25 protein-coding genes and 1 other RNA gene are annotated in these 26,138 nt (G+C 66.5%); 18 read left to right on the top strand and 8 right to left on the bottom strand.

Annotated elements, in window-relative coordinates:
• Positions 1–40: 40 nt before the first annotated feature.
• The 3 genes from E2K76_RS13795 to E2K76_RS13785 are packed head-to-tail and all read right to left on the bottom strand — an operon-like array spanning position 41 to position 3,289.
• On the bottom strand, positions 41–991 hold the full coding sequence (locus tag E2K76_RS13795; RefSeq protein ID WP_136684959.1) for a GGDEF domain-containing protein: 951 nt from the start codon (positions 989–991) through the stop codon (positions 41–43).
• Positions 991–1,572, bottom strand: a complete 582-nt coding sequence (locus tag E2K76_RS13790) for a heme NO-binding domain-containing protein (RefSeq protein ID WP_136684934.1) — start codon at positions 1,570–1,572, stop codon at positions 991–993. Before E2K76_RS13790 ends, E2K76_RS13795 begins: the two co-directional genes overlap by 1 nt.
• Before the next feature lie 58 nt (positions 1,573–1,630).
• Complete coding sequence (locus E2K76_RS13785) at positions 1,631–3,289, bottom strand: DUF4153 domain-containing protein (RefSeq protein WP_169053314.1); 1,659 nt, start codon at positions 3,287–3,289, stop codon at positions 1,631–1,633.
• A gap of 69 nt (positions 3,290–3,358) precedes the next feature.
• On the opposite strand from E2K76_RS13785, the gene E2K76_RS20365 reads away from it, so the two are divergent.
• The 6 genes from E2K76_RS20365 (at position 3,359) to rnpB (ending at position 7,200) form a co-directional block, all read left to right on the top strand.
• On the top strand, positions 3,359–3,625 hold the full coding sequence (locus tag E2K76_RS20365; RefSeq protein ID WP_169053313.1) for a hypothetical protein: 267 nt from the start codon (positions 3,359–3,361) through the stop codon (positions 3,623–3,625).
• 33 nt (positions 3,626–3,658) lie between these two features.
• On the top strand, positions 3,659–3,946 hold the full coding sequence (gene gatC, locus E2K76_RS13780; RefSeq protein ID WP_136684932.1) for an Asp-tRNA(Asn)/Glu-tRNA(Gln) amidotransferase subunit GatC: 288 nt from the start codon (positions 3,659–3,661) through the stop codon (positions 3,944–3,946).
• Positions 3,943–5,409 carry an Asp-tRNA(Asn)/Glu-tRNA(Gln) amidotransferase subunit GatA gene (gene gatA, locus E2K76_RS13775; RefSeq protein ID WP_136684931.1) on the top strand — a complete coding sequence of 489 codons (1,467 nt, stop codon included), beginning with the start codon at positions 3,943–3,945 and terminating at the stop codon, positions 5,407–5,409. Before gatC ends, gatA begins: the two co-directional genes overlap by 4 nt.
• A gap of 33 nt (positions 5,410–5,442) precedes the next feature.
• Positions 5,443–6,168: a hypothetical protein gene (locus tag E2K76_RS13770; RefSeq protein WP_136684930.1), complete on the top strand. Its 726-nt coding sequence runs from the start codon at positions 5,443–5,445 to the stop codon at positions 6,166–6,168.
• A complete protein-coding gene (locus E2K76_RS13765) occupies positions 6,165–6,794 on the top strand; it encodes an N-acetylmuramoyl-L-alanine amidase (protein WP_136684929.1) in 630 nt (209 codons plus the stop codon). The genes E2K76_RS13770 and E2K76_RS13765 overlap by 4 nt, the downstream gene beginning before the upstream one ends.
• Positions 6,795–6,806: 12 nt before the next feature.
• Positions 6,807–7,200: RNase P RNA component class A (gene rnpB / locus E2K76_RS13760), an RNA gene on the top strand.
• Here the strand turns inward: rnpB and E2K76_RS13755 are convergent.
• Positions 7,201–7,962 carry a MauE/DoxX family redox-associated membrane protein gene (locus E2K76_RS13755; protein ID WP_136684928.1) on the bottom strand — a complete coding sequence of 254 codons (762 nt, stop codon included), beginning with the start codon at positions 7,960–7,962 and terminating at the stop codon, positions 7,201–7,203. It lies immediately after the preceding RNA gene.
• Between the two features lie 177 nt (positions 7,963–8,139).
• On the opposite strand from E2K76_RS13755, the gene rpmG reads away from it, so the two are divergent.
• Entirely contained in the window at positions 8,140–8,307 is a 168-nt protein-coding gene (gene rpmG / locus E2K76_RS13750; protein WP_018301779.1) for a 50S ribosomal protein L33, read from the top strand.
• Between the two features lie 150 nt (positions 8,308–8,457).
• Here rpmG and E2K76_RS13745 read toward each other — a convergent pair whose 3' ends face one another.
• Positions 8,458–10,614: a FepA family TonB-dependent siderophore receptor gene (locus E2K76_RS13745; protein WP_220432244.1), complete on the bottom strand. Its 2,157-nt coding sequence runs from the start codon at positions 10,612–10,614 to the stop codon at positions 8,458–8,460.
• A 164-nt stretch (positions 10,615–10,778) separates the two neighbouring features.
• Here E2K76_RS13745 and E2K76_RS13740 point away from each other — a divergent pair, with 164 nt between their 5' ends.
• The 3 genes from E2K76_RS13740 to E2K76_RS13730 are packed head-to-tail and all read left to right on the top strand — an operon-like array spanning position 10,779 to position 13,537.
• Positions 10,779–11,330, top strand: a complete 552-nt coding sequence (locus tag E2K76_RS13740; protein WP_169053312.1) for a TRAP transporter small permease — start codon at positions 10,779–10,781, stop codon at positions 11,328–11,330.
• Complete coding sequence (locus E2K76_RS13735) at positions 11,327–12,583, top strand: TRAP transporter large permease (RefSeq protein WP_136684926.1); 1,257 nt, start codon at positions 11,327–11,329, stop codon at positions 12,581–12,583. Before E2K76_RS13740 ends, E2K76_RS13735 begins: the two co-directional genes overlap by 4 nt.
• A 9-nt stretch (positions 12,584–12,592) precedes the next feature.
• Positions 12,593–13,537: a TRAP transporter substrate-binding protein gene (locus E2K76_RS13730; RefSeq protein WP_136684925.1), complete on the top strand. Its 945-nt coding sequence runs from the start codon at positions 12,593–12,595 to the stop codon at positions 13,535–13,537.
• Here the strand turns inward: E2K76_RS13730 and E2K76_RS13725 are convergent.
• The gene (locus tag E2K76_RS13725) at positions 13,534–14,085 is read right to left on the bottom strand and encodes a cytochrome b (RefSeq protein ID WP_246032966.1); all 552 of its coding nucleotides are present in this window, start codon (positions 14,083–14,085) and stop codon (positions 13,534–13,536) included. The genes E2K76_RS13730 and E2K76_RS13725 overlap by 4 nt on opposite strands.
• A gap of 106 nt (positions 14,086–14,191) precedes the next feature.
• Here E2K76_RS13725 and E2K76_RS13720 point away from each other — a divergent pair, with 106 nt between their 5' ends.
• Genes E2K76_RS13720 through E2K76_RS13710 form a run of 3 tightly spaced genes read left to right on the top strand, consistent with a single transcriptional unit; the run spans position 14,192 to position 19,685 of the window.
• Positions 14,192–15,760, top strand: a complete 1,569-nt coding sequence (locus E2K76_RS13720; protein WP_136684923.1) for a (2,3-dihydroxybenzoyl)adenylate synthase — start codon at positions 14,192–14,194, stop codon at positions 15,758–15,760.
• Positions 15,757–15,990, top strand: a complete 234-nt coding sequence (locus E2K76_RS13715) for a phosphopantetheine-binding protein (RefSeq protein ID WP_136684922.1) — start codon at positions 15,757–15,759, stop codon at positions 15,988–15,990. The genes E2K76_RS13720 and E2K76_RS13715 overlap by 4 nt, the downstream gene beginning before the upstream one ends.
• An 8-nt stretch (positions 15,991–15,998) precedes the next feature.
• Entirely contained in the window at positions 15,999–19,685 is a 3,687-nt protein-coding gene (locus E2K76_RS13710; RefSeq protein WP_136684921.1) for a non-ribosomal peptide synthetase, read from the top strand.
• On the opposite strand, the gene E2K76_RS13705 is transcribed toward E2K76_RS13710, so the two are convergent.
• Positions 19,665–20,459 carry an alpha/beta hydrolase gene (locus E2K76_RS13705; RefSeq protein WP_136684920.1) on the bottom strand — a complete coding sequence of 265 codons (795 nt, stop codon included), beginning with the start codon at positions 20,457–20,459 and terminating at the stop codon, positions 19,665–19,667. The genes E2K76_RS13710 and E2K76_RS13705 overlap by 21 nt on opposite strands.
• A 123-nt stretch (positions 20,460–20,582) precedes the next feature.
• Between E2K76_RS13705 and E2K76_RS13700 the strand changes: the two genes are divergently transcribed.
• The 5 genes from E2K76_RS13700 to E2K76_RS13680 are packed head-to-tail and all read left to right on the top strand — an operon-like array spanning position 20,583 to position 25,623.
• Positions 20,583–21,968: a YncE family protein gene (locus E2K76_RS13700; RefSeq protein ID WP_136684919.1), complete on the top strand. Its 1,386-nt coding sequence runs from the start codon at positions 20,583–20,585 to the stop codon at positions 21,966–21,968.
• A 46-nt stretch (positions 21,969–22,014) separates the two neighbouring features.
• Entirely contained in the window at positions 22,015–23,091 is a 1,077-nt protein-coding gene (locus E2K76_RS13695; protein ID WP_246032965.1) for an ABC transporter substrate-binding protein, read from the top strand.
• On the top strand, positions 23,088–24,116 hold the full coding sequence (locus tag E2K76_RS13690) for a FecCD family ABC transporter permease (protein WP_136684917.1): 1,029 nt from the start codon (positions 23,088–23,090) through the stop codon (positions 24,114–24,116). The genes E2K76_RS13695 and E2K76_RS13690 overlap by 4 nt, the downstream gene beginning before the upstream one ends.
• Positions 24,113–24,877, top strand: a complete 765-nt coding sequence (locus E2K76_RS13685; protein ID WP_136684916.1) for an ABC transporter ATP-binding protein — start codon at positions 24,113–24,115, stop codon at positions 24,875–24,877. Before E2K76_RS13690 ends, E2K76_RS13685 begins: the two co-directional genes overlap by 4 nt.
• A 38-nt stretch (positions 24,878–24,915) precedes the next feature.
• Complete coding sequence (locus E2K76_RS13680) at positions 24,916–25,623, top strand: DUF6065 family protein (RefSeq protein ID WP_136684915.1); 708 nt, start codon at positions 24,916–24,918, stop codon at positions 25,621–25,623.
• 91 nt (positions 25,624–25,714) lie between these two features.
• On the opposite strand, the gene E2K76_RS13675 is transcribed toward E2K76_RS13680, so the two are convergent.
• Positions 25,715–26,110, bottom strand: coding sequence for a hypothetical protein (locus E2K76_RS13675; RefSeq protein ID WP_136684914.1), 396 nt, complete (start codon positions 26,108–26,110; stop codon positions 25,715–25,717).
• Positions 26,111–26,138 lie beyond the last annotated feature (28 nt).

Here is a 26,138-nt window from a genome sequence, read left to right as displayed (position 1 = left end):
TTCCCAATGAAGGTAGGACCCCGCCGCCGATGCGACAAGGTCAGCGCACGCGGCGGACCTGACCGCGCCCGCCATGCTTGCTGGCGTAAAGCGCCTGATCTGCGTCATCCAGCATGATGTCCGGGTCGGGCCGGTCGTAAAGCGCCGAACTCGTGACCCCGATGCTGATGGAGATGCGGCAGATGCGCCCCGCGACATCTATCGGCTCGTTCATGCGCATGACGATGCGCCGCGCAATGCCTTCCGGCAGATCGCAGTCGCCCAAGCCCGGCAGGACGACGACGAATTCATCCCCGCCGATCCGCGCAACGGTATCGCCGCGCCGGGTCTCCTCGCTCAGGATCTGCGCGACGCGGCAGAGCACCGCATCCCCCGTCGCATGTCCATACAGATCGTTGACCTGCTTGAAGAAATCGAGGTCCATATGCAGCAGGCTGAACGGCTTGCCCGTCGCGATCAACCCCGACATCGCCGCATCCAGACCGCGCCGATTGCGCAAGCCCGTCAAGGTATCCGTCAGCGCGCGTTCCTCCGCCTCGGACTTGGCGCCCTGAAGCCGCAGGTTCAGCTGGCCAAGCTCCTCCATCACCGCGCTTTTGGCTTCGACGACGTAAAGCATCTCCATCGTCAGATCGGTCGCGGCGAAATCGGAATCGGTCAGGCCATAGTGGCGGATCGCCTCCAGCAGCCCGATGCCGAAGGACAGGTTCAGGATCAGCCCGCCGCGCATCGGCATCGCCGCCCCGCGCAGGGTCACGGGCGATCCGGCCACGCCAAGGTGAAGACGCGGGCCTTGCGGCAACGCATCCATCGTCGCAATACCGCCCGGACGGCGCACGGTGAACAGGTCGAAGAACCAGCGCCCCTCGGGCCGGACCGGAAACAACTTGGCCAATGTCGGCCCCGCGCGCAGCACCCGTCCGTCAAGCGACACTGCAAGATGCATCGGCATCAGCAGGTCCAGCGCCTCGTTCGGAAGATCGAACCGCATCATGCCCTTGCCGCCAGATCGAACGGGCGCCCCGCGAAAAGCTGCACCTCGACCAGACGGACCGAGATCGTCTCCCCTTCGGCATCCGCGCCGACATGCTCCAGAAAGGCGAGCGTTCCGTAATCGTCCGCCATCGCACGCAACAGGCCGACGACCAGATGCCCCACCCCGTCCAGCGACCAGCGGCAGGACAGCAGATACCCGTCCTCCCCCTCGCGCAGCGTCAACAGCGGCACATCCGCCCCCGGCAGGGCCAGACGGCAGCGATCGGGAAAATCCTCCAGCGAGTTCAGGAAGTCGCGGAACGTCACGCCCCCGAACCGCAACAATCGCCGCACGGGTTCAAGCAAGGGGTTGGAGATCAGATGGTTGCCCAGATCCTCCAGCACCGCCTCGCGCGGGCGGGACAGGCGCACCGATGCCGCCCGCAGCACCGCATCCGTGACCGAAGGGTCATAGCGCAGCATCGCCTCGAAATCCTCGAACCCGAGGCCTGCATCCTGCGCCACCTGCCGCCACAAATCCGCACCGTATGTGTCGCGCAGGAAACATTGGATTGCCCTGTTGAACAGACCGTGCATCACCTTCACCCCTCGCACCAACTCGGCAAAGGTTAGGTCTGCGCCGGTTAAAATAGTTTCAACGCTGGATCGTCACGCTTCCCCCGGGCAGTTCCAGCCGGTTCTGCGCGACCGGAACGAAACGCAGCCCGTCGCGGATGATCGCGCCGACCACCTCGGCAGCCCCCCGTTCCTGCGTGCCCACCGGCGATGCGATGCGCGACTGCACCTTGCCATCCACCAGCGCGAATCCCTCGAACGCCGCGAATTGTCCGTGACCGGGGTCATAGGCGATCAGCGCCTGCGGAGCCGTCTCGTCAGGCCAGAAGGGACCGATCACCATCACACAGGCCGTGGCGCAACCGCTGCGCAGGCTGTCCAGTTGCCATTGATCCATCCCGGCAAGGAAACGGTCGCGCAGTGCCGTCTCCGATTCCGGGCGCACGGGCAGCACCGCCGCGACATCCGCCGCCGTTGCCCTGCGCGGAACCTCACGGGCGGCGCGCAGGCGGCGGGCAAGATCCTCCTGCCCCGGCTGGGCCGCCAATGCGTCCAGGCTCGCGAAGGCACGATCCCCTGCCCGGCCCCAGTCCAGCATCGCCGAAGGATCGGCCTCGCCCCGCCCCGCGACGATCCGGTCAAGCTGGCTTTCGGCGGATATGCGCTGCGCGTCCAGCAGCGGCGTCTGCCAGATCGCCGCCACCCCGATCAGCAGCAGCGCCAGCACGATGTTCCCCTGCCGCAGATGCGCCCGCCATCCGGGACGAACCACCGCCAGCAGATAAGCCGCGCCATAGGCCAGCGCCATCCCGGCCCCCACGGCGGCAAACAGGCGCGGCGGGGTCCAGCCATATTCCGACACCCGCAGCCAGACCGACCAGACCGCCAGCGCAGCCGGAATCGGCAGGATCGCCGCCAGCGCGCGCGCGGCCCATGCCATCGCGCCGTGGACCGAATCATCGTCCCGCCGCTCCACCGCCGCCGTCACCAGCGTTGCCGCCGCGACGCACATCCACAGCAGCGTGCCCGCCACCGACAGCGACCCGAACACATCCGCCGCCCCCCGGAAGGGCAGCGCGATCAGGAACACCACCATCACCGCCAGCACCACCGGCAGCAACACACGCAGAAGCCGCAGCACGATGAAGGGCGAGACGACCTCCGAAAGCTCGTTCGCGACGGCGATCGCAAGGCCCAGCGCCAGCCCGGTGATGATCCAGGGTGCGGCGTCGGTGTCGATCACCCGTTCGACCCAGTCGATCCCGACGATGTTCAAAAGCGCGTCCGACAGATAGATCAGCCCCCAGACCAGCCCGACGAACAGCCATGCCCCGACATAGCGCATGACGATGCCCCACGCGGCGGAGAACAACGCCGGATAGTCGCGCACCGACCCCGCGATCCAGAACGGCAGCGGGATCAGCACCGTGACGAAGAACGCAAGCGAGGCGTGGCTGCTGTCGAACAGCCCTTCCAGATCGGTGAACCGCATCCCCGCCAGCACCAGCAGCCCTGCGGACAAGACAGCGATCACCAGCGCCCCAGCCCCCGCGCGACGGAATGGCAGCGGCCCCCACATGCCCAGCAGCGCGGTGGCGAAGCTGCCAGCGAACGCCGCCAGCGCCAACGCCGCCAGAGGGGGCAGCGCCTCCAGCGCCTCGTAAAGACCATAGAGGCTAAGCCCCGCCAGCGCCCCGACAAGGGCCATCGCCCCGCGCATTCCGATCGTCCGGTCCATCCGTTCCTCCGTCATGTGCCAGCGATGACACCACTTGATCCCAAAGCGCAAGGCGGCAAGGATGGCGGCATGGACCTTCTGATCTCGCAACTGACCGACCCGTTCCGCATCGGCCTTCTGGTGGCGCTGGTGCTGACCACGCTGCGCAACGCCGCCATATCGGGGGTGATCGTGCCGCTGCTGGCGGGGATCGTGTTCGTGGCCGTCATCATCCCCGTCGCGATGCAGGGCGGGGCCGATCCGGTTCGCATCGCCGTGGGTCTGGCGGCGAATGCGATCATCCTTGCCGTGGTGCTGGGGCTGCGCGCGCTTGCCCTGCGGCTGCGCGCGCGTTAAACCCCGCCCCGGACCAACACCCCGGAGCTTTCCATGTCGATCGACACCGAGACCGCCCGCAAGGTCGCGCATCTGGCGCGTATCCGAGTCGAGGAGGCCGATCTGCCCGCGCTGGCAGGCGAACTCAGCAACATCCTGACCTTCATGGAACAGCTGAACGAGGTGGATGTCTCGGGGGTCGAGCCCATGACCTCGGTGACGCCGATGCGGCTGAAACGCCGCGCGGATGTCGTGACCGACGGAGACATCCAGGAAAAGGTCCTGTCGAACGCGCCCGATGCGCGAGAAGGTTTCTTTGCCGTGCCGAAGGTGGTGGAATGAGCAGCAATACCCTGACCATCGAAGCCGCCCGCGACGCCCTGCGCAAGCGCGAGATCACGTCGGTCGAACTGACAGAGGCCTGCCTGAAAGCGGCTGGTGCTTCGACGAAGCTGAACGCCTTCGTCCACCACACGCCCGATCTGGCGCTGGAGATGGCGAAGGCCGCCGATGCGCGTCTTGCATCCGGCGATGCGCCGTCGATGTGCGGCATCCCGCTGGGGATCAAGGATCTGTTCTGCACGCGCGGCGTTCCTTCGCAGGCGGCATCGAACATCCTGTCGGGCTTCACGCCGGAATACGAATCCACCGTCACGTCCAAGCTGTTCGGCGATGGCGCGGTGATGCTGGGCAAGCTGAACATGGACGAATTCGCCATGGGCTCGTCCAACGAGAATTCGGCCTATGGCCCCGCGATCAACCCGTGGCGCGACGGGCTGACCCCCGGCGGATCGTCGGGCGGATCGGCGGCGGCGGTCGCGGCCGACCTGTGCATTGCGGCGACCGGCACCGACACGGGCGGCTCGATCCGCCAGCCCGCCGCCTTCACCGGAACGGTCGGGATCAAGCCGACCTATGGCCGGGTGTCGCGTTGGGGCGTCGTCGCCTATGCCTCGTCGCTGGATCAGGCGGGACCGATGACCAAATCGGTCCGCGATGCCGCAATCATGCTGGGCAGCATGGCCGGGCATGACGCAAAGGATTCGACCTCTGCCGACATCGCCGTGCCGGATTTCGAAGCGGCGCTGACCGGCGATATCCGCGGCAAGAAGATCGGCATTCCGCGCGAATACCGCATGGACGGCATGTCGGACGAGATCGACGCCCTGTGGCGCCGCGGGGCCGAGATGCTGAAGGATGCGGGGGCCCAAATCGTGGACATCTCGCTTCCCCACACGAAATACGCACTGCCCGCCTATTACGTCATCGCCCCGGCCGAAGCATCCTCGAACCTCGCCCGATATGACGGCGTGCGGTATGGGATGCGGGCCACGCTGAACGCGGGCGACGACATCACGGACATGTATGAGAAGACCCGCGCCAAGGGCTTCGGCAAGGAAGTCCAGCGCCGCGTCATGGTCGGGGCCTATGTGCTGTCCGCGGGCTTCTACGACGCCTATTACAACCGCGCCCGCAAGGTTCGCGCGCTGATCAAGCGCGACTTCGAGCTTGCCTTCGCGGATGGCGTGGATGCGATCCTTGCCCCCGCCACCCCGACGCCCGCGTTCGAGATCGGCAAGAAATCCGACAACCCGGTCGAGGCTTATCTGAACGACGTCTTCACCGTGACGCTGAACCTTGCCGGGCTGCCCGGCGTTTCGGTTCCGGTGGGGCTCTCGGCCTCGGGCCTGCCGCTTGGCCTGCAACTGATCGGCCAGCCGTGGCAGGAGGCGGAGCTTCTCAATCACGCCTATGTGCTCGAAAAATCGGCGGGGTTCGTAGCAAAACCCGCCAAATGGTGGTAAGCGCCCAAACTGGGATTTGAGTCGGAAACACAGATGTCTGCACGCGTTTCTTTCGTGATCGTCGCCCTCGGGCTTGCGGCCTGCGCGCCGCAGGTGCCCGACAGCGGCGCCAGCTACCAGGACTATATGCGGAACGCGCAGCTGAACGGGTCCTCCCCGATGACGCAGCCGGTCCAGACCTATGGTCAACCGCAGGGGCAAAGCTTCTCGACCGAGGGAGCACTTGCGGCGATCAACGCGGCAGAGGGCGGCAATTCGGTTCCGGTGTCCGGCACCGGATATAACGATGCGAATGCGATGCGCCCTCGCGGCGACGCACCGTCCAACATCCGGGTCGAGAATGGCGAGATGGCGGCGATCGCCGGTCACGCCGCCATTTCCAACGAGAACAACTTCGACGCGGTCTCGGCAGATCGTTCCATCGCCGAAGATGCCGCCGCCATCGCACAGAACCGCGCGCAGTATCAACAGATCCAGCCGACCGCGATCCCGCAACGTCCGGATTCGTCCGGCGGTTCTTCCATTGTGCAGTTCGCGCTGCAAACCAGCCATCCGGTGGGCACGCAGATGTATGGCCGTTCGGCCATCCGGCTGACGAACACCGCAAATGCCTGCGCGAAATACCCGTCGGCGGATCAGGCGCAGATCGCCTTCCTTGAAGCGGGTGGCCCGGATCGCGACCGCCGGGGCCTCGATCCGGACGGCGACGGCTATGCCTGCGGCTGGGACCCGACCCCCTTCCGCGCGGCCCTGCGCTGAACCTGTCGCCCAATCACGGATCGCGCCGCGATGGCGCGGTGCCGGACCTGATCGTCATACACTACACCGCCATGGCAACCTTCGAAGCCGCGCGTGATCGCCTGTGCGATCCGGCGGCCGAAGTGTCATGCCATTGGCTGATCGCCGAGGATGGGCGCGTCCTGCAACTGGTGGACGAAGCCCTGCGCGCATGGCATGCGGGCGCTGGCGAATGGGCAGGGCGCGACGACGTCAATTCCCGCTCCATCGGGATCGAGCTTGCCAATGACGGCGCATCCCCCTTCCCCGAGCCGCAGATGCGCGCGCTAGAGGGTCTGCTGCACGGGATCATGGCCCGCTGGTCCATCCGCCCCGCTGGCGTGATCGCCCATTCCGACATGGCGCCGGACCGCAAATCCGATCCCGGCCCTCGTTTCGACTGGCGGCGGCTGGCGCGTCAGGGGCTGGCCGTCTGGCCCGGCCCCGCCCTGCCCGGTGACTTCGACGCGCACCTTCGCGCCTTTGGCTATCCCTGCGCCGCGCTGGAGGCGTTCCGGCTGCGCTTCCGCCCTTGGGCACGCGGCCCCTTGGACGATACCGACCGCGCCCTTGCAGCGGGCCTTGACGCGGCGGCGCGCACCGCATAACCCCCGCGATGCGCGGATGGCCGGATGACCGCGTGGGGCAACCCGCGAGGAAAGTCCGGACTCCATGAGGCAAGGGTGCCGGGTAACGCCCGGCCGGGGCAACCCGAGGGAAAGCGCCACAGAGAAGAGTCTGCCCCGCATGTCGGGGTGATGGTGAAACGGTGGGGTAAGAGCCCACCGCGGACCTGGCAACAGGGACGGCAAGGCAAGCCCCACCCGGAGCAATGCCGAATAGGGACCCCGCGCCTGTAAGGTCCGCGCCTTAGCGGAGACCACAGGCAGGATGCTTCAGCCCAGGGGTCCGGGTTGGCAGCTAGATCCCACCGGCAACGGCGGGACCAGAGGAATGGTCATCGAAGGGAAGCGATTCCCGGAACAAAATCCGGCTTACAGGCCATCCGCGCAATCACACCATCGCCAGCATCCAAAGCGCCATGAACACCATCATGGCACTTTCCAGCAGGGACACGAACCCCAGTGGCACGCGGCTGTTTCCACCCACGCAGGCGCAGCGCAGCTCTCGCTTCTCGACATAGACCGCCTGCACCACCGATACGACGCCCACCACCCCGATGAACAGCGCAACGGGCACCGAAACCCAAAGCAGCACGCCCGTGATCATCAAAAGCCCTGCCGCCGTCTCGGCAAAGGGATAGATATAGGCATAGCCCACCCATTTCCGCGCCAGCAGGTCATAGCCCAGAAAGCCGGTGGTGAAGCTTTCGACGTCCTGAAGCTTCTGCAGCCCCAGCAGCACCATCGCAAAGGCGATCGCCCATTGCAGCCAGCTTGCGAAGGTCAGCGTGTCCGTTGCCCAGCGCGCCGCCAGCGCCGACAGCGCCGCCACGGCAAAGACCGCGACCACCGGGGCATAGGTCGTGTCGTTCTTGCCCGCCACCGGGTCGCCCAGAAACGCCCGCAGCGCATCATGCCCGCCGATCCGATCCTCGCCGATCCAGACCTGCGGCGTGGTCTTGACGCCGTGCTGGGCCTTGAAGGCGTCCACCTCCTCGCGGGTGCGCAGCCAGCGGTCATCGACCTGATAGCCGTGCTTTTCCAGCTGCGCCTTCGCCTTCAGCCCGAAGGGACAGACATGATCGCCCATGACCATGCGATATATGGTGGCCCGGCGCAGCGGAACGGCGCGGAAATTCGGATCTGCGTTCATGGCTCTACTCCTTTTCCCCGGTCCAATGTATGGCCTGTGGCGCAAGGGTCCAACCGTCCGTATTTTCATTCGGCGGAAACCCGAATTGCGGTTGACTCCGGGGCGCGCGCGGTTAAAAGGCGGGCTTCAAGGATTTACCACGGGGGAGCCGTTTCCTCCGACGCTGTGGAGACGACAATGGCGAAGCCGACGACGATCAAGATCCGTCTGAACTCGACGGCGGGCACCGGGCACTTCTATGTGACCAAGAAGAACGCCCGCACCATGACCGAGAAGATGACGGTTCGCAAATACGACCCCGTGAAGCGCGAGCATGTGGAATACAAAGAAGGCAAGATCAAGTAAGATCTGCCTGTCTTTTCCAAGACCAAAAAGCCTCGGACGTTCGGTCCGGGGCTTTTTCTTTGTCCGCATCGACGATTCGACCGCCGACGCTGCGCCCAGCAAAACGCCGCGACCCGAAAGGGACGCGGCGCGCTTCGTCATAGGGCCCGATCAGAACGTCTTGTTGATCGACAGATAGAACGCCCGACCCGGTTCATTGAAGGTGTTCGCGCCGATACCGGTGCGGAACAGCTGTTCGTCGAACAGGTTGGTCACCCCCGCCGACAGATGCGCCGTTTCGGTCATGTCCCATTTCGCGCCCAGGTTCACCAGCGTATAGGAGGGACGATCCTCGATCTCCTCCGCGGGCAACTCGCCGCCCGTGTTGCTGTTGATGGTCCGCGATTCGATCCGGCCATAGTTGGTCATCGACAGCGTGACCGTCAGGTCATCGCTTGCCAGCCAGTCCAGCGCGCTGTTGATCGTGTATTTCGGCACGAGGCTGAGCGGCTGGCCGCGTTGGTCTTCGGATTTCAGCATATACGTCGCGTTGACGCTGAACGCGAAACGCTCGCCCAGCGGAGCCGAGAAGCTGCCCTCAAGACCGGACACTTTCGCCTCGGGCGTGTTGTCCCAGATGAAGACGCGCTGACCATCGGGCTCGACACCGATCTGCGTGTTGCCGGCCGCGATCCGATCTTTGTAATCGTTGTGGAAATAGGCAAGCGAGCCGCTGATGCCGTCCAGCCCCTCATAGGCGATGCCGACCTCGGTGTTCAGGCTGGTTTCCGGCTTCAGGTCCGGATTGCCCTGGATCTTGCACGGTTCGGTCAGGCCGTTGACCAACTGGCACCCATTGCCCCCGGAATTGTAGCGGTAGTTCGGATTCAACTGATACAGGTTCGGCGACTTGAAGGCCCGTGCGACGCCCACCTTCATCGACCATTCATCCGTGAAGGCATAGGTCGCATTCAGGCTCGGGCTGGCGTTGAAGCCATAGGTATCCGCCCAGTCCACCCGCACGGCAGGCGTCAGGGTCAGCCGGTCGTCCCACAGGATGTTGTTTTCGGCATAAAGGCCGATATTGGTCTGGTCCAGCTTGCTGGGGGCGCCATTATCAAGCGGGTTGCCATTGTCGTTCATCCGCTCGTGACGGACCTCGGCCCCAAGGGTCAGCGATTGCTCCCTGCCCGCAATGGTCAGCGGCAGCACCCATTCGGTCTTGGCGTTGATGTTGTCAAGCGTGGTCCGCTGCGGAGGGCAATCCTCGCAGATCGTGCCTTCGTTGCGACCCGTGCTGCTTTCGCCCAGTCGGCGGTTGCGGGTATTTTCCCACTGCAGATAGCTGAACGATTCGCCGAAGCTGTATTCCCCGCGATGCGTCACACCCAGGGTGGAGCGATACATGGTGTTCGTCTCCAGCCCGCGCTGGGCAAGGCCATCCTCGAACGAGCCTTCGGCACCGGAGCCGAATGTGCCACGCTCGCCGGCAAAGATGTTGCCTTGGCGCGAAAAGCCGAGCTCGAAGTCGATCTCGTGCCCATCGCGCGGCGCCCATGTCAGAAGGCCGGTCAGATCCTTGTTCACCACCCCCTCGCGGCCCGCGCTGGCGGTTTCGCTGTTCGAGGCGGCGTCGTTGATCTCGGGCGAATCGGCATCGGTCTTGTTGTAGTTGCCGGTCAGGCGGAAGCTCAGCTTCTCTCCCACCGGGCCGGCCAGCATGAAGTTGGTGCGCTTGCCGCCCCCTTCGTCCGAACCTTCGGGAAGATGGAAGCTCAGGCCCACCTGCCCGGTGAACGTGTCCGGGCGCTTGGTGATGATGTTGACCACCCCGCCCGACGCGCCGGAACCATAGCGCGCCGCAGCCGGGCCGCGCAGCACTTCGATGCGTTCGACCAGTTCCGGCGGCACCCAGTTGGAATCGCCGCGCGTGTCACGTTCGCCCGCACGGCCCATCTTGACCGAGTTGCGCGACAGGACCGGCTTGCCGTCGATCAGGATCAACGTGTTTTCCGGCCCCATGCCGCGAACGTCGATCTGGCGGTTGTTGCCCCGCTGACCCGAGGTGGAGTTGCCGGTCAGGTTGATCCCCGGCATCTTGCGGATGATTTCCGAGATGTCGTTCGCGACCGGCTGCTTCTCCAGATCTTCGGCGGTGATGGTCGATGCGCCAAGCGCCTGCTTTGCCTGTTCTTCGGCGGTGATGACGATCGGTGCCAGCTCGATCGGCTCCTCTGACGTCTGGGCCAGCGCGGTGACCGGAACGATCAAGCTTGTGCCAAGAAGCGCCGCGACGCAGCTGCGCCGTAGTTTATGGGGTTGCATCATCTATCCCTCGTCTTTAGGTGATTTTTTTTGTCAGGTAATGGGTAACAGCTTCGGGAGACAACGGGATTCCACGGCGCAGCAGCATTCTGTTGCCTTCAGAACACATTTTTTTTCGGCTTCACAATGGTTTAGCTGATCGATTCCCAATGCCATCGAAGGATGAGATGCCCTTGTCGACCCACGGCCTTCGCCCGATCCAAGAGGTTAGTCGCGCCTTACGCGGCGCCGAAACCGCGCTTGCGGCCGCGTTGGTCGCGGCGATCTTTGTTGTGCTTCTTGCCAATGTCGTCTCGCGCGGTCTGGGTCATCCGCTGGTCTGGACGGACGAGCTTGCGGTCCATCTGATGGTCTGGATCGCCTTCTTGGGCGCGTCTCTGGGGATCGCGTCGCGCAGCCACATGGCCATCGGCATCCTGCCCGAACGACTGGGCGATCGGGCGCGGGCGTGGCTGGTCGCGATCGTAGATGCGCTGGTGCTGGGCTTCATGGCAATGATGGCGGTGCTGGTCTGGAACTGGCTGGACCTGCCCGGTCTGATCGCCGCCGGGTCCGGCGCGGCTCTGGCGGAGCGCAGCTTCAACTTCGTCTATCTTGACCCGACCCTGACATTGGGGGTTCGCAAGATCTGGTTCTGGCTGATCCTTCCGTTGACCTGTGTGACCGGAACGATCCACGCCGCCGCGACGCTGGCGCAAAGCATCGGGGCGTTGAAATGATCGCGGGGCTTTCCTTCGTCGGTCTCATGGCACTTGGGGCGCCGATCTCTTTCGTGCTGGTGGCGGTGGCGGTGATCCTGATCCTTGCCAGCGGCAACGGCATCCTGCTGCAATCCTTTCCGCAGCAGCTTTTCGCCGGGATCGAAAGCTATGGCCTGTTGTCGCTGCCGCTGTTCATCCTGCTGGGCGAGTTGATGGGCGCGGGCGGTATCGGCCGTCATCTTCTGGCGCTGGCGCAGGCGGTGATGCCGCCGCTGCGCGCGGGGCTGGCGCAGGTGAACCTGCTGGCAAACCTGATGATGGCTTCGGTCCTCGGATCGACCGTGGCACAGCTGACCGTCATGGCCCGCCTGTCGGTGCCCGAGATGGAGCGCGAAGGCTACCCCCGCGATCTGGCGACCACGATCACAGCGGCGGGCGGGCTGCTGGCCCCGGTGTTGCCGCCGTCGATGAACCTGATCGTCTATGCCGCCGTGGCACAGGTGCCGGTGGCCGACCTGTTCATCGCCGGGATCGGGCCGGGGCTTGCGATGGCGGGCTGCTTCGCGGCGGTCATCTGGTGGATGGGGCGCAAGATGGACCTGCCCCGCGTGCCCGCGCAAGCCCTGCCCGACCGCGCACGTGCGATCTGGCAGGGGCTGTCCGCGCTGCTGGTTCCGGTCGTCGCGGTCGGCTCGATCCTTGGTGGGGTGGCGACGCCGACCGAATCCGCCGCCGTGTCGTCGCTGGCGGCCATCCTGATCGGCGGCCCGATCTATCGCGAACTCCGGCTGTCCGACATCCCGAGCGCGCTGGTCCGCACGGCCGTCACCTCGGGTGCGGTGCTGTATCTGGTGGCGGCGGCGCAGATCATCGGCTGGGCGATCACCTATCTTGGCATCCCGGCCCAGACCGCCGCGCTGATGCAGGATCTGGCGGACTCGCCGCTGACCTTCCTGATTCTGCTGAACATCCTGCTGCTTTTGATGGGCACGGTGCTGGAACCGATCCCGGCGATCATCCTGATCGCGCCGGTGCTGCTGCCCGTCGCGACGCAGACCTATGGAATCGACGCCGTGACCTTCGGCACGATCCTTTCCGTCAACCTCGCGCTCGGGCTGCTGACGCCGCCGGTTGGCGCGGGGCTTTACACCGCATCGCTGCTGACCGGGGTCAGCGCCGAACGCCTGTCGCGCCTTCTGGTCCCGTTCTTTGCAGCGGTGATCGCGGTGCTGGCGGGCATGACCGTCATCGCAGCCATGAACGCACGATAGGAAACGCAAATGCGCCTGCTGAACCTTGTGGCGATGATCGCCATGCTTGCTGCCCCCGCCGCCGCGCAGGACCTGCGCATCGGCATGGTCACGCCCCCGCCGCATCAATGGACCCGCTCGGCCAATGCACTGGCCGAAGAACTGGCCACCCGCAGCGAGGGCCGGATGAAGCTGGCCGTCTTCCCCTCCGGCCAACTGGGCAGCGAGGCGCAGATGCTTCAGCAGCTTCAGGCCGGGGCTCTGGATTTCGCCTTTCTGACGGTGGGCGAGCTTGCCAACCGCAACCCGGATTTCGGCATCCTCGTCGCGCCCTATCTGGTGGACACCGCCGAAGATGCGGCCAGGCTGCTGGAAGGTCCGACCGCTGCCGCGCTTCAGGACCGTCTGGGCGCGCTGGGCCTGAAGGGGCTGGGATATGGCATGGCCGGAATGCGGATCGTGCTGCTGTCGAAACCGCTGGACGGGACGGTCGCGGGGCGCAAGATCCGCACGGTGCCGCTGACGCAGGAAATGGACTTCTGGGCGAAGGCCGGTGCTGCGCCGACGCCGCTTCCACTGCCGGAATTGTTCGACGCCTATGCCAACGGGCAGATCGACGGGATGCAGCTTGACCTCGAAGGGACGTGGAACAACCGTTTTCAGGATTATTCGGCGGTCGTGCTGGACACGCGGCACGCGATCTTCCCGATGTTCGCCGTCGCTTCGGCCCGCAAATGGCAGACCCTGCCGCCCGAGGATCGCGCGCTGATCGAGGAGCTGATGACCGCCGAGACCGCCCACATCCGCGCCGCATATCCGGCCATCGACGCCGATTACCGCGCCAAACTGCACGAGGCAGGCGCGCCCATCGTGGAAGCCGGGCCGGAGGTCTTCGGCACGGCGGTTCAGGACTGGTATGCCGAATGGCGCCGGAAGACCCCCCTTCTGGCCGATCTGGAGGCCGAGGTCCGCTAGCGCCGACCGACCATGCGGGCCAGCGTTCCGTCGCGCCACATGCCTTCGTGCAGGCCGACCATGACGACATGGCCCGCGATCAGCGCCAGCATGACCCATGCCAATTCGCCATGCACCGCGCCCGCCAAGGTCTGCGTCCACTCCACCGGAACGGCTTTGGGCGCGAACACCTCCACCCCCAGAAGGCTCAGCCCACGGTCCCCACCCCATGCCCGCAGCAGCGCGACCGAAGGCACCGTCGCCATCACCGCATACAGCGCCAGATGACCCAGCCGCGCCCCCAGCCCAAGCAGCCCGTCCCCGTGATCGGGGCGGTTCTTGCGGTTCGCCAGCATCCAGACCACCCGCAGCACGATCAGCACGAACAGCACCGTTCCGACCAGCGCGTGGCCGCCAACGAAGAACGACACGAAATCCCGCCGTCCGAAAATCAGCCGCAGCGCCATGCCAAGGAACTGCCACAGCATCAGCGCGGCGATGGTCCAGTGCAGCAGGCGCGTCACGCGGCCATACATGTCGGGGCTGTCGCGCAACGGGAGTGCGGCCATGGCTACTTCCTTCGCATTCATCGGGTTGGCGATCCGGGGACAAAGTTGACTGTTTTTATCCGGAACGCTATGGCCTGACGCATCGGCAAAAGGCAAGGACCTTGGCGTGACAGATCCCATCCAGACATGGCCCGAAGACTTCGCGGCCCGCTATCGCGAAAAGGGCTATTGGCGGGGCGAGACGATGGGCGGCTTCCTGCACGCCCGCGCCGCCGAATCGCCGGATGCGGTGGCCGTGGTCGATGGAGCCACCCGCTGGAGCTATGCCGACCTGCTGGCCCGGTCCGAGTCCGCGGCCCATGGCTACCTGTCGCTGGGCCTTGCACCCGGCGACCGGGTGATCGTGCAGATCCCCAACGTCGCCGCCTTCTTCCCCGCCGTGTTCGGGCTGTTCCTTGCCGGGATGCTGCCCGTCTATACCCTGCCCGCGCATCGCGAAACGGAACTGGCGCATTTCGCGCGCAAGTCCGGCGCCAAGGGGATCGTCGTGACGGACGCCGCTTTCGACTACGTCGCCCTTGCCCGCAAGGTGCAGGCCGAGGTGCCCACCCTGCGCCACATCATCACGGACCCCTCCGGCCCCGCCACCCACCTGCCCAAGGTCGATCCGTCGCGCGTCGCGTTCCTGCAAATTTCGGGCGGCAGCACGGGACTGTCCAAACTGATCCCGCGCACGCATGACGATTACATCTACAGCTTCCGCGCCAGTGCCGAGATCTGCGCCCTTGGCCCGGAAAGCGTCTATCTTGCCGCCCTGCCCGTCGCCCACAACTTCCCCATGAGCAGCCCCGGCGTCTTCGGCACCCTCTATGCTGGCGGCACGGTGGTGATGGCCCCCGACCCCTCGCCCGGCACAGCCTTTCCGCTGATCAAGGCGCATGGCGTGACCATCACCGGCCTCGTCCCACCGCTGGCGCTTTTGTGGATGCAGGCCGCGCCCAAGACCGCGCATGACCTGTCGAGCCTGAAACTCCTTGGCGTTGGCGGTGCGAAATTCCTGCCCGAAGCCGCCGCCCGCGTGCGCGATGCACTGGGCTGCCAGTTGCAACAAGTGTTCGGCATGGCCGAGGGTCTGGTGAACTACACCCGACTGGACGATTCCGAAGACACCATCACCCAGACCCAAGGCCGCCCCATCAGCCCCGATGACGAGGTTCTGGTGCTGGACGACGACGGCACCCCAGTTCCCGACGGCACGCCCGGCAACCTGCTGACGCGCGGGCCGTATACCATCCGCGCCTATCACAGCGACCCGGCTGCGAATGCGCGCAGCTTCACTCCCGACGGCTTCTATCGCACCGGCGACATCGTCATCCGCCAGAACGGCTATCTGACCGTGCAGGGCCGCGCCGGGGATCACATCAACCGCGCGGGCGAGAAAATCTCGGCCGAGGAGATCGAGGACCACCTGCTGGCCCATCCGCAGATCTTCGATGCCGCCGTGGTCTCCATCCCCGACAAGCATCTGGGCGAGCGGACCTGCGCCTTCGTCATCCCCGAAGGCACCCCGACCGCCACCGAAATCCGCGCCTTCATGCGCACCCGAGGCGTGGCCGATTTCAAGGTCCCCGATCAGGTCGTCTTCGTGCCGGAGTTCGAGAATACCGCAGTGGGCAAGATCAGCCGCAAGGCCCTGCGCGCCGCCCTGCGCGCCAAGATGCTGGAGAACACATGACCCTGACCCTTGACCGGATGCGCCGCGACATCGCGGACGCGCTGTTCGTCGATCCGTCCGAAATTCCCGACGATGCGGTTCTGGCCGATCTGGGCCTCGATTCCATGCGGCTGATGGACCTGATGCTGGCATGGGAGGAAGCCGGGATGGATGCCGATTTCGGCATGCTGGCCGAACAGCCGACGCTGGCGGGCTGGTGGTCCGTGATCCAGCCGCGCCTGCCCGCCTGATGCGCGACATGCCCGGACACCGCTTCCCCCTGACCGAAGCGCAGGAAGGGCTGTGGTATGCGCAGGCGCTGGACCCTGCGAACCCGATCCTGAATACCGGGCAATATCTGGAAATCACCGGCCCGCTGGACATGGACGCCTTCCGCCGCGCCGTCGATCTGACGCTGGCGGAATCCGAGGCGTTGCGCCTGCGCTTCAGCACGACCCAGCCGCTGCAATGGCTGGGCGATCCGCCCGCGCTGACGGTCACGACCTGCACCGAGGCCGAGGCGCATGCCGCCATGCGCGCCGACACGATGCGCCCCCTTGCGCTGGAGGACGAACCCGCCGCCGCCTTCACCCTGTTCGCGGTCGGCGAAGGGCGGCACCTGCTGTATCAGCGCATCCACCATCTGGCTGTGGACGGCTACGGCATGGTCCTCGTGACCAACCGCATCGGCGAGCATTATTCCGGCATCCCCGCCCCCTTCCCCCCGCTGTCCCGCGCGACCGAGGAGGATCAGGATTACCGCCTGTCCGAAAAGCGCACCACCGATGCCGCCTTCTGGCACCAGACCTTGGCGGACCTGCCCGAAGTGTCCGGCCCCGCGCCGGGCCGCGCGGTATCGGGCCATGATTTCCTGCGCGAAAGCCGCTGGCTGCCGCAGCCGCTGCTGGACCGTCTGACCACCTTCGCCGCCGCCCAGCGCCTGACATGGCCGGACGTTCTGACCGCCATCACCGCCGCCTACCTTGCCCGTTGGACGGGGGGCGAGGCGGTCGTCGGTGTGCCCTTCATGGCCCGTATGGGCAGTCGCGCCTCGCGCGTGCCCTGCATGACGATGAACGTGCTGCCCTTGCGCGTGACCCCGGACGAGGATGCGCCGCTGTCCGAATGGCTGCGCACCGTCGCGAAGGATCTGGCGCAGGGCCGCCGCCACGGGCGATACCGCAGCGAACAGATGCGGCGCGACCTTGGCCTGATCGGCGGCGCGAAGCGGCTCCATGGTCCGCTGATCAACGTGCAGCCCTTCGATCTGCCGCCGAAATTCGCGGGGCTGGATGTGAGGCTGCACATCCTTGGCGCGGGTGCGGTGGACGATCTGACGCTGACCTTCCGCGGCGATGCCAAGACGGGCCTGCTGTTCGAGGTGGACGCAAACCCCACCCTCTATTCGGGCGAAGACGTCCATGCCCATTCGCTGCGGCTGGAGCATTTCCTGACGGCGGTGCTGGCGGGCGAAAGCCTCGACGTGCCCACCGCCATACCGGGCGAGGTTCCGGTGCAGGACACCGCCCACCCCATCCCTGACACGACCCTGACCGCGCTGATCGAGGCGCAGATGGCCGCCACCCCCGACGCCGTCGCGATCCGGTTCGGCGATCGCGCGATGACCTATGCCGACCTCGACCGCGAAAGCGCGGCGCTGGCTGCGAAACTGGCCGCAAGGGGCGCGGGGCCGGACAAGATCGTCGCGGTGAACATGGACCGCTCGCTGGACCTGCCCGTCGCCTTGGTCGCAATCCTGCGCAGCGGTGCCGCCTATCTGCCGCTGGACCCGGACCACCCGCCCGATCGCATCGCCCGCATTCTGGCGCAGGCGAACCCTGTGGCGGTGCTGCCCTGCGATCTGGACGGCGACGCGCCGATGACCGCCCCCGCGCCGGGCGACATGGCCTATGTCATCTTCACCTCCGGATCGACCGGCGATCCGAAGGGCGTGGTGATCGAACACCGCGCCATCGTGAACCGTCTGCTCTGGATGCGGGACCATTACGGCATCGACGCCACCGACCGAATCCTGCAGAAGACCCCGGCGACCTTCGATGTGTCGGTGTGGGAGTTCTTTCTGCCGCTGATCTGCGGTGCGGAACTGGTCATCGCCCCGCCCGGCGCGCATCGCGACCCCGCCGCCATCGCCGCGCTGATCCGGGGCCACCGGATCACCACGGTGCATTTCGTGCCGTCGATGCTGTCGGCCTTCCTCGCCTCCCCCGCCTCGGTCGGGCTGTCGCCGAAGCGCGTGTTCTGCTCTGGCGAGGAGCTGACCGCTGACCAGCGCGCCCGCTTCCACCGCCAGATCCGGGCCGAGCTTCACAACCTCTATGGCCCGACCGAGGCGGCGGTCGATGTCAGCTACTGGCCCGCCGCGCCCGACGATACCTCCAACCCGCTGCCCATCGGCTTTCCGGTCTGGAACACCACGTTGCATGTGCTGGATGAACGGATGCGGCCCGTGCCGCCGGGTCTTGCGGGGCATCTTTACTTGGGCGGGGTGCAGCTTGCGCGCGGGTATCTGGGGCGGCCCGACCTGACGGCGGAACGGTTCACGAACGGGCTTTACGTCACCGGCGATCTGGCGCGACTGCGGCACGATGGGGCGGTGGTGTTCCTTGGCCGATCCGACCATCAGGTGAAGATCCGGGGCCTGCGGATCGAATTGGGCGAGGTGGAGGCCGCGATCATGGCCACCGGTCTTGCCCGCGAATGCGTGGTGCTGGCGCGGCAGGATCGGCTGGTGGCTTATGTCGTCAAGGCCGCCGAATACGACGGCCCGCTGGCCGCGCGGCTGACCACGCTCCCCGCCTATATGATCCCCGCTGCCGAGGTGGTGCTGGACGCCCTGCCCGTCACCGCCAACGGCAAGCTGGACCGCAAGGCGCTGCCCGACCCCGCCTTCGCCGCCACCGGCCGCGCGCCGGAAACGCCGACCGAACGCCTGCTCTCGCGCCTGTTCGCCGAGGCGTTGCGCCTTGACGCGCCGCCCCCCGCCGATGCCGATTTCTTCGCTCTGGGCGGCGATTCCCTTGCCGCAGTCCACCTCGCTTTGGGCATCGAGCAGGAGACGGGGCGCGATCCCGGCCTTGGCACCGTGTTCGAGCATCCGATCCTGTCACAGCTTGCCGCCGCGCTGGATGCCGGGCGGCCTGCCGATGACGGTCTTGGGCCGGCGATCCTTCTGGCGCAGGGCGATACTGCCCGCGCGCCGCTGTTCCTGATCCATCCGGCGGGGGGGCTTTGCTGGGGCTATCGCGGCCTTGCGCGGCAGATCGCGCCGGAGCGGCAGGTCTGGGGCCTCCAGAACCCCGGCCTCGATCCCGACATCGCGCTGCCCGAAAGCCTCGATGCGCTGGCGGCGGGTTATGCGGACCGGGTCGCGGCGATGACCGATGGGCCGGTGTTGCTGGCGGGTTGGTCGGTCGGCGGGATCATCGCGCAGGCGATGGCCGTCCGGCTGGAGCAGATGGGGCGCCGCGTCGCGCTCGTCGCGATGCTGGACAGCTATCCCACCGATTGCTGGCGCAACGAGCCCGAGCCGGACCCCGTCGCCGCCCTCCGCGCCCTTCTGGCCATCGCGGGCCACGACCCCGAGGCGCATAGGGATCTGACCACCCGCGACGCCGTTGTGGATTTCCTGCGGCAGGGCGAAACCGCTCTGGGCCAACTGCCCGACAAGGTTCTGGACGGGGTGATCCGCACCGTGACCGACACGAACCGTCTTGTCCGCACGCATTGGCACCGCCCGATGACCGCGCCCCTGCTGCATTTCCGCGCGGCGCTGGATCACGCGGACCGCGATCTGCACCCGGCGATGTGGCAGCCTTGGGCGCAGGTCACGGTGATCGACCTGCCGCATCTGCATTCGCAGATGACCTCTGCCGCCGCGACGGCTCTGATCGGCCCGGCCCTCGCCTCAGCCCTGCGCGAAACGTAGCGCCAGCGGAAAGGACGCCGCCAGCGTATCGATATGGCGCAGGCCCGGCAGGATTTCCGGGCGGCAGGACAGTGCCGCCGCCAGCGCCATCGTCGCGGGCGCGGGTCCGTCCGGCGGTGGACCGTCCGCGCCCGACCGCTTTTCGGCATCGCTCAGCGCCAGCAGAAGCGGAGCGTTGGCGCGGGCATCCTTGGCGATGCGCTGCATCAGCCCCTCGTCCCACCAGACCGAAGGGCTGATCGCCGCGAAACGCGCAAACGCCTCGGACCGGGTCAGATAGGCGAACAGAGTGAACAGCCCGCCAAAGGAATGCCCCCAAAGTGTGCGCCGCGCCGGATCGACGGGCAATCCCCGCTCCGCCTCCGCCCGCAGCGGCCCCGTCAACAGATCGAGGAACCGCCCCGCCCCGCCCGCCATCCGCCCTTCGTGCACGTGGTCGGGGCGCACCCCGTCCGGCCCGTCGGGCGGCGTGAAGTCAAAGGTCCGCCGCTCGCGCGAGAATTGGCGGTCGGTGTCATATCCGACGCCCACCAGCATCAGCCCCCGCCCCACTTCCAGATCCCCCGGCGTCAGGAAATCGAAGGCCGCGTTCCCGTCCAGCATGTAAAGCACCGGCCACCCGGCTTCCGGCGCAGGCCCGCGCGGCACGGCGATGAACAGACGATGGCCCGGCACCTGCCGCTCGGACAGATCGTGACTGTCCTGCCGCACATCGAATATCTGCATCCGAGCCGCATGCGTCGCATGGTCCGGCCCGACCTTACCCTTTTGCATCTTTGCCCTGTCGGTTTTGGTTGACAAGAATTGTCATGATTATACTGATGCCCCCGGACAAGCCAGACCGGGGTTCCCCCCGCCAAGCCATTGCCGGGCAACATTTCTTGTAGGGGGCCTCTTATGGCACGACATTTCCGCTCCACCGTGGCGGCTTTGGCACTTTTCACGGCACCGGCCTTTGCCGAAACGGTCTTCACGCCCAGCGCCGACGGGTTCGCGGGCAATGTGCGCGCCAGCGCCGCCCAGCAGGGCGCGGCGATTTCCGCAGGCAGCACCGCCGTGATCGCGGGCCAAGGCCTGCCCCCCGGCCAGACCATCACGCTTCAGCGTGGCACGACCGTGCTGAACGCCGATCCGATCACCGTGGATGCCGAAGGCAAATTCAGCGTCGAGGTGAGCGTTGACGAAGACGCGGCAACCGGCCTGCAACCCGTCGTCGTCATTGCCGAAAACCCCGCCGCCGCGACCGTGGTGGACCTCAAGGTCTCTCCCGTCATCCCGGTGCAGGGCGAGGATCGGTTCGAGATCGCCAGCCAGAAGGTCACGCGCGGGCTCTATCAGGTCGCCTATTCCGAGGCGTCGGATGCGCTGTTCGTGACCGCCGCCGTGGGCCGCCCGCCGGTGAAGGAATCGGTGCTGTCCAAGGTCGATCCCGACACGCTTGAAGTGCTGGCCAGCATCACCCCCGAAGCCGCCCCGGCCCGCGCCGATGGCAGCGACGGTGGTCTGCTGGCCGTTTATGGCGTCGCGGTGGACGATGCGAACGGCACCGTCTGGGTGACCAACACCCGTCAGGACACCGTCGCCGTCTACAAGCAGGAAGACCTGTCGCTGGTCAAACAGTTCGAACCCGGCGCCGCCGACCATTCGCGCGACGTGGTGATCGACGAGGCGAACGGCCGCGCCTATGTCACCGCCGCCTTCACCGGCAATATCGAGGTGTTCGACGCCAAGACGCTGGAAAAGCTGGACCCGATCGTGATCGAATCCGCCAAGCGCGGCGAGGATTTCGGGGTCATGAGCCTCGATCTCGACACCGAACACAACAAGCTGGTCACCGTGTCCATGTCGTCCAACGAAGGCGCGCTGATCGATCTGGCCACGAACGAGGTCAAGGTGTTCGACCTGCCGGGCGCACGTAGCGCATCGGGCGTGGCCTTCGATGCGGCGGACAACCTGTTCTTCGTTGCCTCGCAGCAAAGCGACAACCTGCTGATCGTGAATGCCGAAACAGGCGAGACGATTCACGACGTCGAGGTGGGCGCAGGCGCGCTGAACGTCACCTTCGATCCGGTGAACCGCCTTGCCTATGTCGCGAACCGCGGCGCGGGCACGATCACGGTGGTCGATCCCGAAGGCACCATCGTCGCCAATCTGGATGGCGGCACCATGCCGAACCAGCTTCGCGCCGATGGCAAGGGCAACGTCTTCGTCGTGAACAAATCGCGCGGCGAGGATGACCCGGATGGCGACCGCGTCTGGCGCATCACGCCGGCCCAGCAGTAATCGGACGCGGCGGAGGAAACTCCGCCGCTTTTCGCAGGAGACGCCCGTGATCCGCCTTGCCCTCGCCTTTGCCCTGACCGCCCTGCCCGCCTGGGCCGAGATCAGCGCCACCGACATCATCGGGCGCGAGGTGGTGCTGGACGCCCCCGCGCAACATATCGTGCTGGGCGAAGGGCGGCACATGGCGGTGCTGGGCCTGCTGCATGACGATCCGGTGTCGCTGGTCGCAGGCTGGCGGCTGGACAAGGCGCTGGACCCGCCGACCCTTGCCGCCTATCGCGCGAAGTTCCCGGCCATCGACGCCATTGCGCCGGTGGGGTCGGGCAATCGCGACATCTCGGTCGAAAGCATCATCGCGCTTCAGCCCGATCTGGTGGTGTTGTCGCAGATGGACGTGGGCGATCCGGGGATGGAAACCGCCCGCAGCCAGATCGAAGCCGCAGGCATCCCCGTCGCCTATGTCGATTTCTTTGCCAAACCGCTGGAGAATTCGATCCCCTCGCTGCGCCTTCTGGGCAAGCTGACCGGGGCCGAAGCGCGGGCCGAGGAGTTCGCCGCGTTCTACGACGCGCATCTGACGACAATCCGCGAGCGGCTGGAGGGCGCGGATCGGCCTTCGGTCTTCTTCCACGTCCATGCTGCGCCTGTCGGATGCTGTTCGACCGTCGGCACGGGCGTCTTTCACGACTTCATCACGACGGCAGGGGGCCGAAACATCGGTCAGGACGCGGTCAAGGGGGTCTTGGGCAATGTCAGCCTTGAATATCTGATCGGGGCGGACCCGGATTTCTATGTCGCCACCGGCGGGGCACATATGGCCGCGCGCGGCGGTCTGGTGCTGGGCAGCGGCGTCGATGCCACGCAGGCGCAGGACAGCTTCGATACGCTGATCGCCGCGCCCGGCCTGTCGTCGCTGCGCGCGGTCGAGGAAGGGCACGCGGCGGGCGTCTGGCACCTGTTCAACGATTCACCCGTCCATGTCGCGCTGATCGAATATCTGGCCAAGACGTTCCACCCGGACCTGTTCGCCGACCTCGACCCCGCAAAGACACTGGCCGAGATCGAGACCCGCTTTTCCCCCGTGCAGGTTCCGGGCACATGGTGGGTAACGGCGGACCAATGACCGCGCTTGACCGTTACCGCAACCTTGGCCGCCGCCGCGCGTTTCTGGTCGCCGCCTTGGCCCTTGCGGCACTGGCGGCGCTGCTGCTTGACATCCTCACCGGACCGGCCAGCCTTCCATTGGCAGACACCCTTGCCGCCCTTCTGGGACAAGAGGTCCCGCGCGGAACTCAGGTCATCGTCTGGCAGGTCCGCCTTCCGGTCGCGGTGATGGCGCTTCTGGTCGGGGCCGCATTGGCGCTGGCTGGGGCGGAAATGCAGACGGTGCTGGAAAACCCGTTGGCCGAGCCGTTCACGCTGGGCGTGTCATCGGCGGCGGCGCTGGGCGCGGCGCTGGCCATCGTGCTGGGCGTGACGGTGCCGTTCCTGCCCCCGACATGGGGCGTGTCGGCCAACGCGTTCCTTCTGGCGCTCGGGGCGCTGGCGCTGTTGCAGATGCTGGGACGGTTGCGCGGCGGCGGGCCGGAAATGCTGATCCTGTTCGGCATCGCCCTGAACTTCACCGCAGCAGCGCTGCTGTCGCTCTTGCAATTCATCGCCTCGGCGGATGCGCTGCAACAACTGGTGTTCTGGACCATGGGCAGCCTTGCCGCGACCCGCTGGGAAGGCGCCCTCATGATCGCGCTCATCCTTGTCGCCTGCACCCCCTTCGCCATCCGGGCGGCGTGGCGCCTGACGGCGCTTCGAATGGGCGAGGAACAGGCCCGCAGTTTCGGCGTCGATACGCGGTCGTTGCGCCGCTGGGCGCTGGTGCGGGTCAGCCTGCTGGCGGCGGGCGCGGTGTCGATGGTGGGGGTGATCGGCTTCGTCGGCCTTGCCGGGCCGCATATCGCCCGGATGCTGGTGGGCGAGGATCACCGCTTCTTCCTGCCCGCGAGCCTGCTGACCGGCGCGGTGGTGCTGTCGCTGGCATCCACCGCGTCGAAGCTTGTGGTGCCGGGGGTGCTCTTGCCGATCGGGCTGGTGACATCGCTGATCGGGCTGCCGATCTTCTTTGCGCTGATCCTTGGCGGGCGGACGCGATGATCCTTTCCGTTCAGGGCATCACGGTGCGTTACGGCAAGCGTCTGGTGCTGGATGCGCTGTCGCTGCCCGATCTTGGCCCCGGCCTGACGGTGCTGGCCGGGCCGAACGCTGCGGGGAAATCGACGCTGCTGCGGGCCATCGCGAACCTTGCCGCCCATTCCGGCAGCGTCATGCTGGACGGCGTGGACCTTGGCCGCCAGCCCCCGGCCCAGCGCGCGGCGACGCTGGGCTTCATGCCGCAGGCGCTGCCGTCGGGATCGTCGTTGATCGTGCTGGAAAGCGTGATCGCTGCCCTGCGCGCCTCGGGCGAGGCGCCGCGCGCGGATGCGGCGGCGCTGGCGGTGCTGGAACGGCTGGGGATCGAGGCGCTGGCCTTCCGGCGGCTGGACCAGCTTTCGGGCGGGCAGCGGCAGATGGTCGGCCTGGCCCAAGCCTTGGTCCGCAATCCGCGTGTCCTGCTGCTGGACGAGCCGACGAGCGCGCTGGACCTCGCCTATCAGACCCGGCTGCTGACCGAATTGCGGCGGCAGGCGGACGCGGGGCGCATCGTCATCGCCGTGCTGCACGATCTGTCGCTGGCCGCGCAATGGGCGGACCGGATCGCGGTGATTGCCGACGGCCGCCTGCACAGCACCGGCACCCCGGCGGACGTGCTGACCCGCGACATGCTGGCCCGCGTCTATCGCGTGGACGCGCGGGTGGAGACCTGCGGGCGGGGGCGCACCGTAATCCTCGTGGATGCGGAATATCGCGGCGGCTGACACGTATGCCTGCGGAACCTTCCGCAAAGGGCAACGCCATGATCTTCAACAAGACGCCGCGCATCACCTTCACCTGCACGCCCGCCGACAAGGGCGTGATCGCCGAGCCCTTCCCCGCCAAGGGCTACATGCCCGACTGGTTCCGGAAGTTGCCCGCCGTGGACGAGCGCAAGCTCGCGACGAACGACACCGGCCTGACGGTCAAACGCTGCATGCCCTTCATCGACGCGATGACGACCGGCTGGATCATCCCGCTTGCCGCCACGGTGCGGATGGAGGTGTCCGAAGGCGGCCAGCAGGTCGACACCGGCTGGGATTTCGACCGCACGATGATCAGCACCCACGGGATGCACCAGGCGCGCGGCAATCCGTGGGGCCAGCGCCCACCGATGAAGTTCCACAACCACTGGACCATCGCTACCCCGCCCGGCTGGAGCTGTCTGTTCGTGAACCCGCTGAACCGTCCGAACGGGCTGTTCGAAGTGGTGGCGGGCGTGGTCGATACCGACACCTACCGCGTGCCGATCCATTTCCCCTTCTTCGCCACCGCGCCCGACGGGTTGCACGTCATCGAAAAGGGGTCGCCCATGGTGCAGGTCATCCCCTTCCGCCGTCGCAGCACCGACCTGCAAGCCGACATCCGCGCCGAAACGGCAGAGGAGCGCGACACCCGCAGCCGGATCTTCCGCAGCACCCTGTCGCGCACCGGCTGGTATCGTCTGTTCGCCCGCGACGACCGCAAATGAAAGGGGGCCGCCCTCCCGGCGGCCCCCGACACAGCAATCAAGAAGGCCGCCGATCCTGCGATCGGCGGCCTTTTGGTTCTTGCCCGTCGTCTCAGTCGTCGTCGCCGTCATCGTCCGACGAGTTCGAGCTGGAATTGCTGCTCGAATTGGAACTGGAGTTGCTGCTGGAGTTCGAACTGGAGTTGGAACTGCTGTTCGAGCTGGAGTTGCTGCTCGAATTGCTGCTGCTGTTCGAGCTCGAATTGCTGGACGAATTGGAATTGCCGCGCGATCCGCGGTCGTCATCGTCATTGTCGTCGTCGCGCGAATGGCTGCGCGAATAGGACCGCGCGACCATCCGGCCATCGTCGTCGCGGCGCGCTTCGCGGTGACCGCCGCCCAGAACATTCTCGACGAAGTTCGAGATGCGGTCACGCGTATCGGCTGCGGCGGGCGCCGCAGTTCCACTGGCGACGGCAAGTGCGAGTGCGGAAATCAGGCGTTTCATGGTGTTTCCCCTGTCATGGATCAACGGT

The organism is Falsirhodobacter xinxiangensis (assembly GCF_004959935.1).
GTDB lineage: Bacteria > Pseudomonadota > Alphaproteobacteria > Rhodobacterales > Rhodobacteraceae > Falsirhodobacter > Falsirhodobacter xinxiangensis.
The sequence above is the reverse complement of the archived record's forward strand: the minus strand, read 5'-3'. Positions and strand labels throughout refer to the sequence as shown.

Coding starts and splice junctions, on each gene's coding strand:
- E2K76_RS13740 (WP_169053312.1), top strand. CDS start 10,779: ATGCCCTTGTCGACCCACGGCCTTCGCCCGATCCAAGAGGTTAGTCGC.
- E2K76_RS13790 (WP_136684934.1), bottom strand. CDS start 1,572: ATGCACGGTCTGTTCAACAGGGCAATCCAATGTTTCCTGCGCGACACA.
- E2K76_RS13675 (WP_136684914.1), bottom strand. CDS start 26,110: ATGAAACGCCTGATTTCCGCACTCGCACTTGCCGTCGCCAGTGGAACT.
- E2K76_RS13770 (WP_136684930.1), top strand. CDS start 5,443: ATGTCTGCACGCGTTTCTTTCGTGATCGTCGCCCTCGGGCTTGCGGCC.
- E2K76_RS13690 (WP_136684917.1), top strand. CDS start 23,088: ATGACCGCGCTTGACCGTTACCGCAACCTTGGCCGCCGCCGCGCGTTT.
- E2K76_RS13705 (WP_136684920.1), bottom strand. CDS start 20,459: ATGCAAAAGGGTAAGGTCGGGCCGGACCATGCGACGCATGCGGCTCGG.
- E2K76_RS13725 (WP_246032966.1), bottom strand. CDS start 14,085: ATGGCCGCACTCCCGTTGCGCGACAGCCCCGACATGTATGGCCGCGTG.
- E2K76_RS13785 (WP_169053314.1), bottom strand. CDS start 3,289: ATGGACCGGACGATCGGAATGCGCGGGGCGATGGCCCTTGTCGGGGCG.
- rpmG (WP_018301779.1), top strand. CDS start 8,140: ATGGCGAAGCCGACGACGATCAAGATCCGTCTGAACTCGACGGCGGGC.
- E2K76_RS13710 (WP_136684921.1), top strand. CDS start 15,999: ATGCCCGGACACCGCTTCCCCCTGACCGAAGCGCAGGAAGGGCTGTGG.
- gatC (WP_136684932.1), top strand. CDS start 3,659: ATGTCGATCGACACCGAGACCGCCCGCAAGGTCGCGCATCTGGCGCGT.
- E2K76_RS20365 (WP_169053313.1), top strand. CDS start 3,359: ATGGACCTTCTGATCTCGCAACTGACCGACCCGTTCCGCATCGGCCTT.
- E2K76_RS13680 (WP_136684915.1), top strand. CDS start 24,916: ATGATCTTCAACAAGACGCCGCGCATCACCTTCACCTGCACGCCCGCC.
- E2K76_RS13685 (WP_136684916.1), top strand. CDS start 24,113: ATGATCCTTTCCGTTCAGGGCATCACGGTGCGTTACGGCAAGCGTCTG.
- E2K76_RS13700 (WP_136684919.1), top strand. CDS start 20,583: ATGGCACGACATTTCCGCTCCACCGTGGCGGCTTTGGCACTTTTCACG.
- E2K76_RS13715 (WP_136684922.1), top strand. CDS start 15,757: ATGACCCTGACCCTTGACCGGATGCGCCGCGACATCGCGGACGCGCTG.
- E2K76_RS13735 (WP_136684926.1), top strand. CDS start 11,327: ATGATCGCGGGGCTTTCCTTCGTCGGTCTCATGGCACTTGGGGCGCCG.
- E2K76_RS13795 (WP_136684959.1), bottom strand. CDS start 991: ATGCGGTTCGATCTTCCGAACGAGGCGCTGGACCTGCTGATGCCGATG.
- gatA (WP_136684931.1), top strand. CDS start 3,943: ATGAGCAGCAATACCCTGACCATCGAAGCCGCCCGCGACGCCCTGCGC.
- E2K76_RS13745 (WP_220432244.1), bottom strand. CDS start 10,614: ATGATGCAACCCCATAAACTACGGCGCAGCTGCGTCGCGGCGCTTCTT.
- E2K76_RS13755 (WP_136684928.1), bottom strand. CDS start 7,962: ATGAACGCAGATCCGAATTTCCGCGCCGTTCCGCTGCGCCGGGCCACC.
- E2K76_RS13730 (WP_136684925.1), top strand. CDS start 12,593: ATGCGCCTGCTGAACCTTGTGGCGATGATCGCCATGCTTGCTGCCCCC.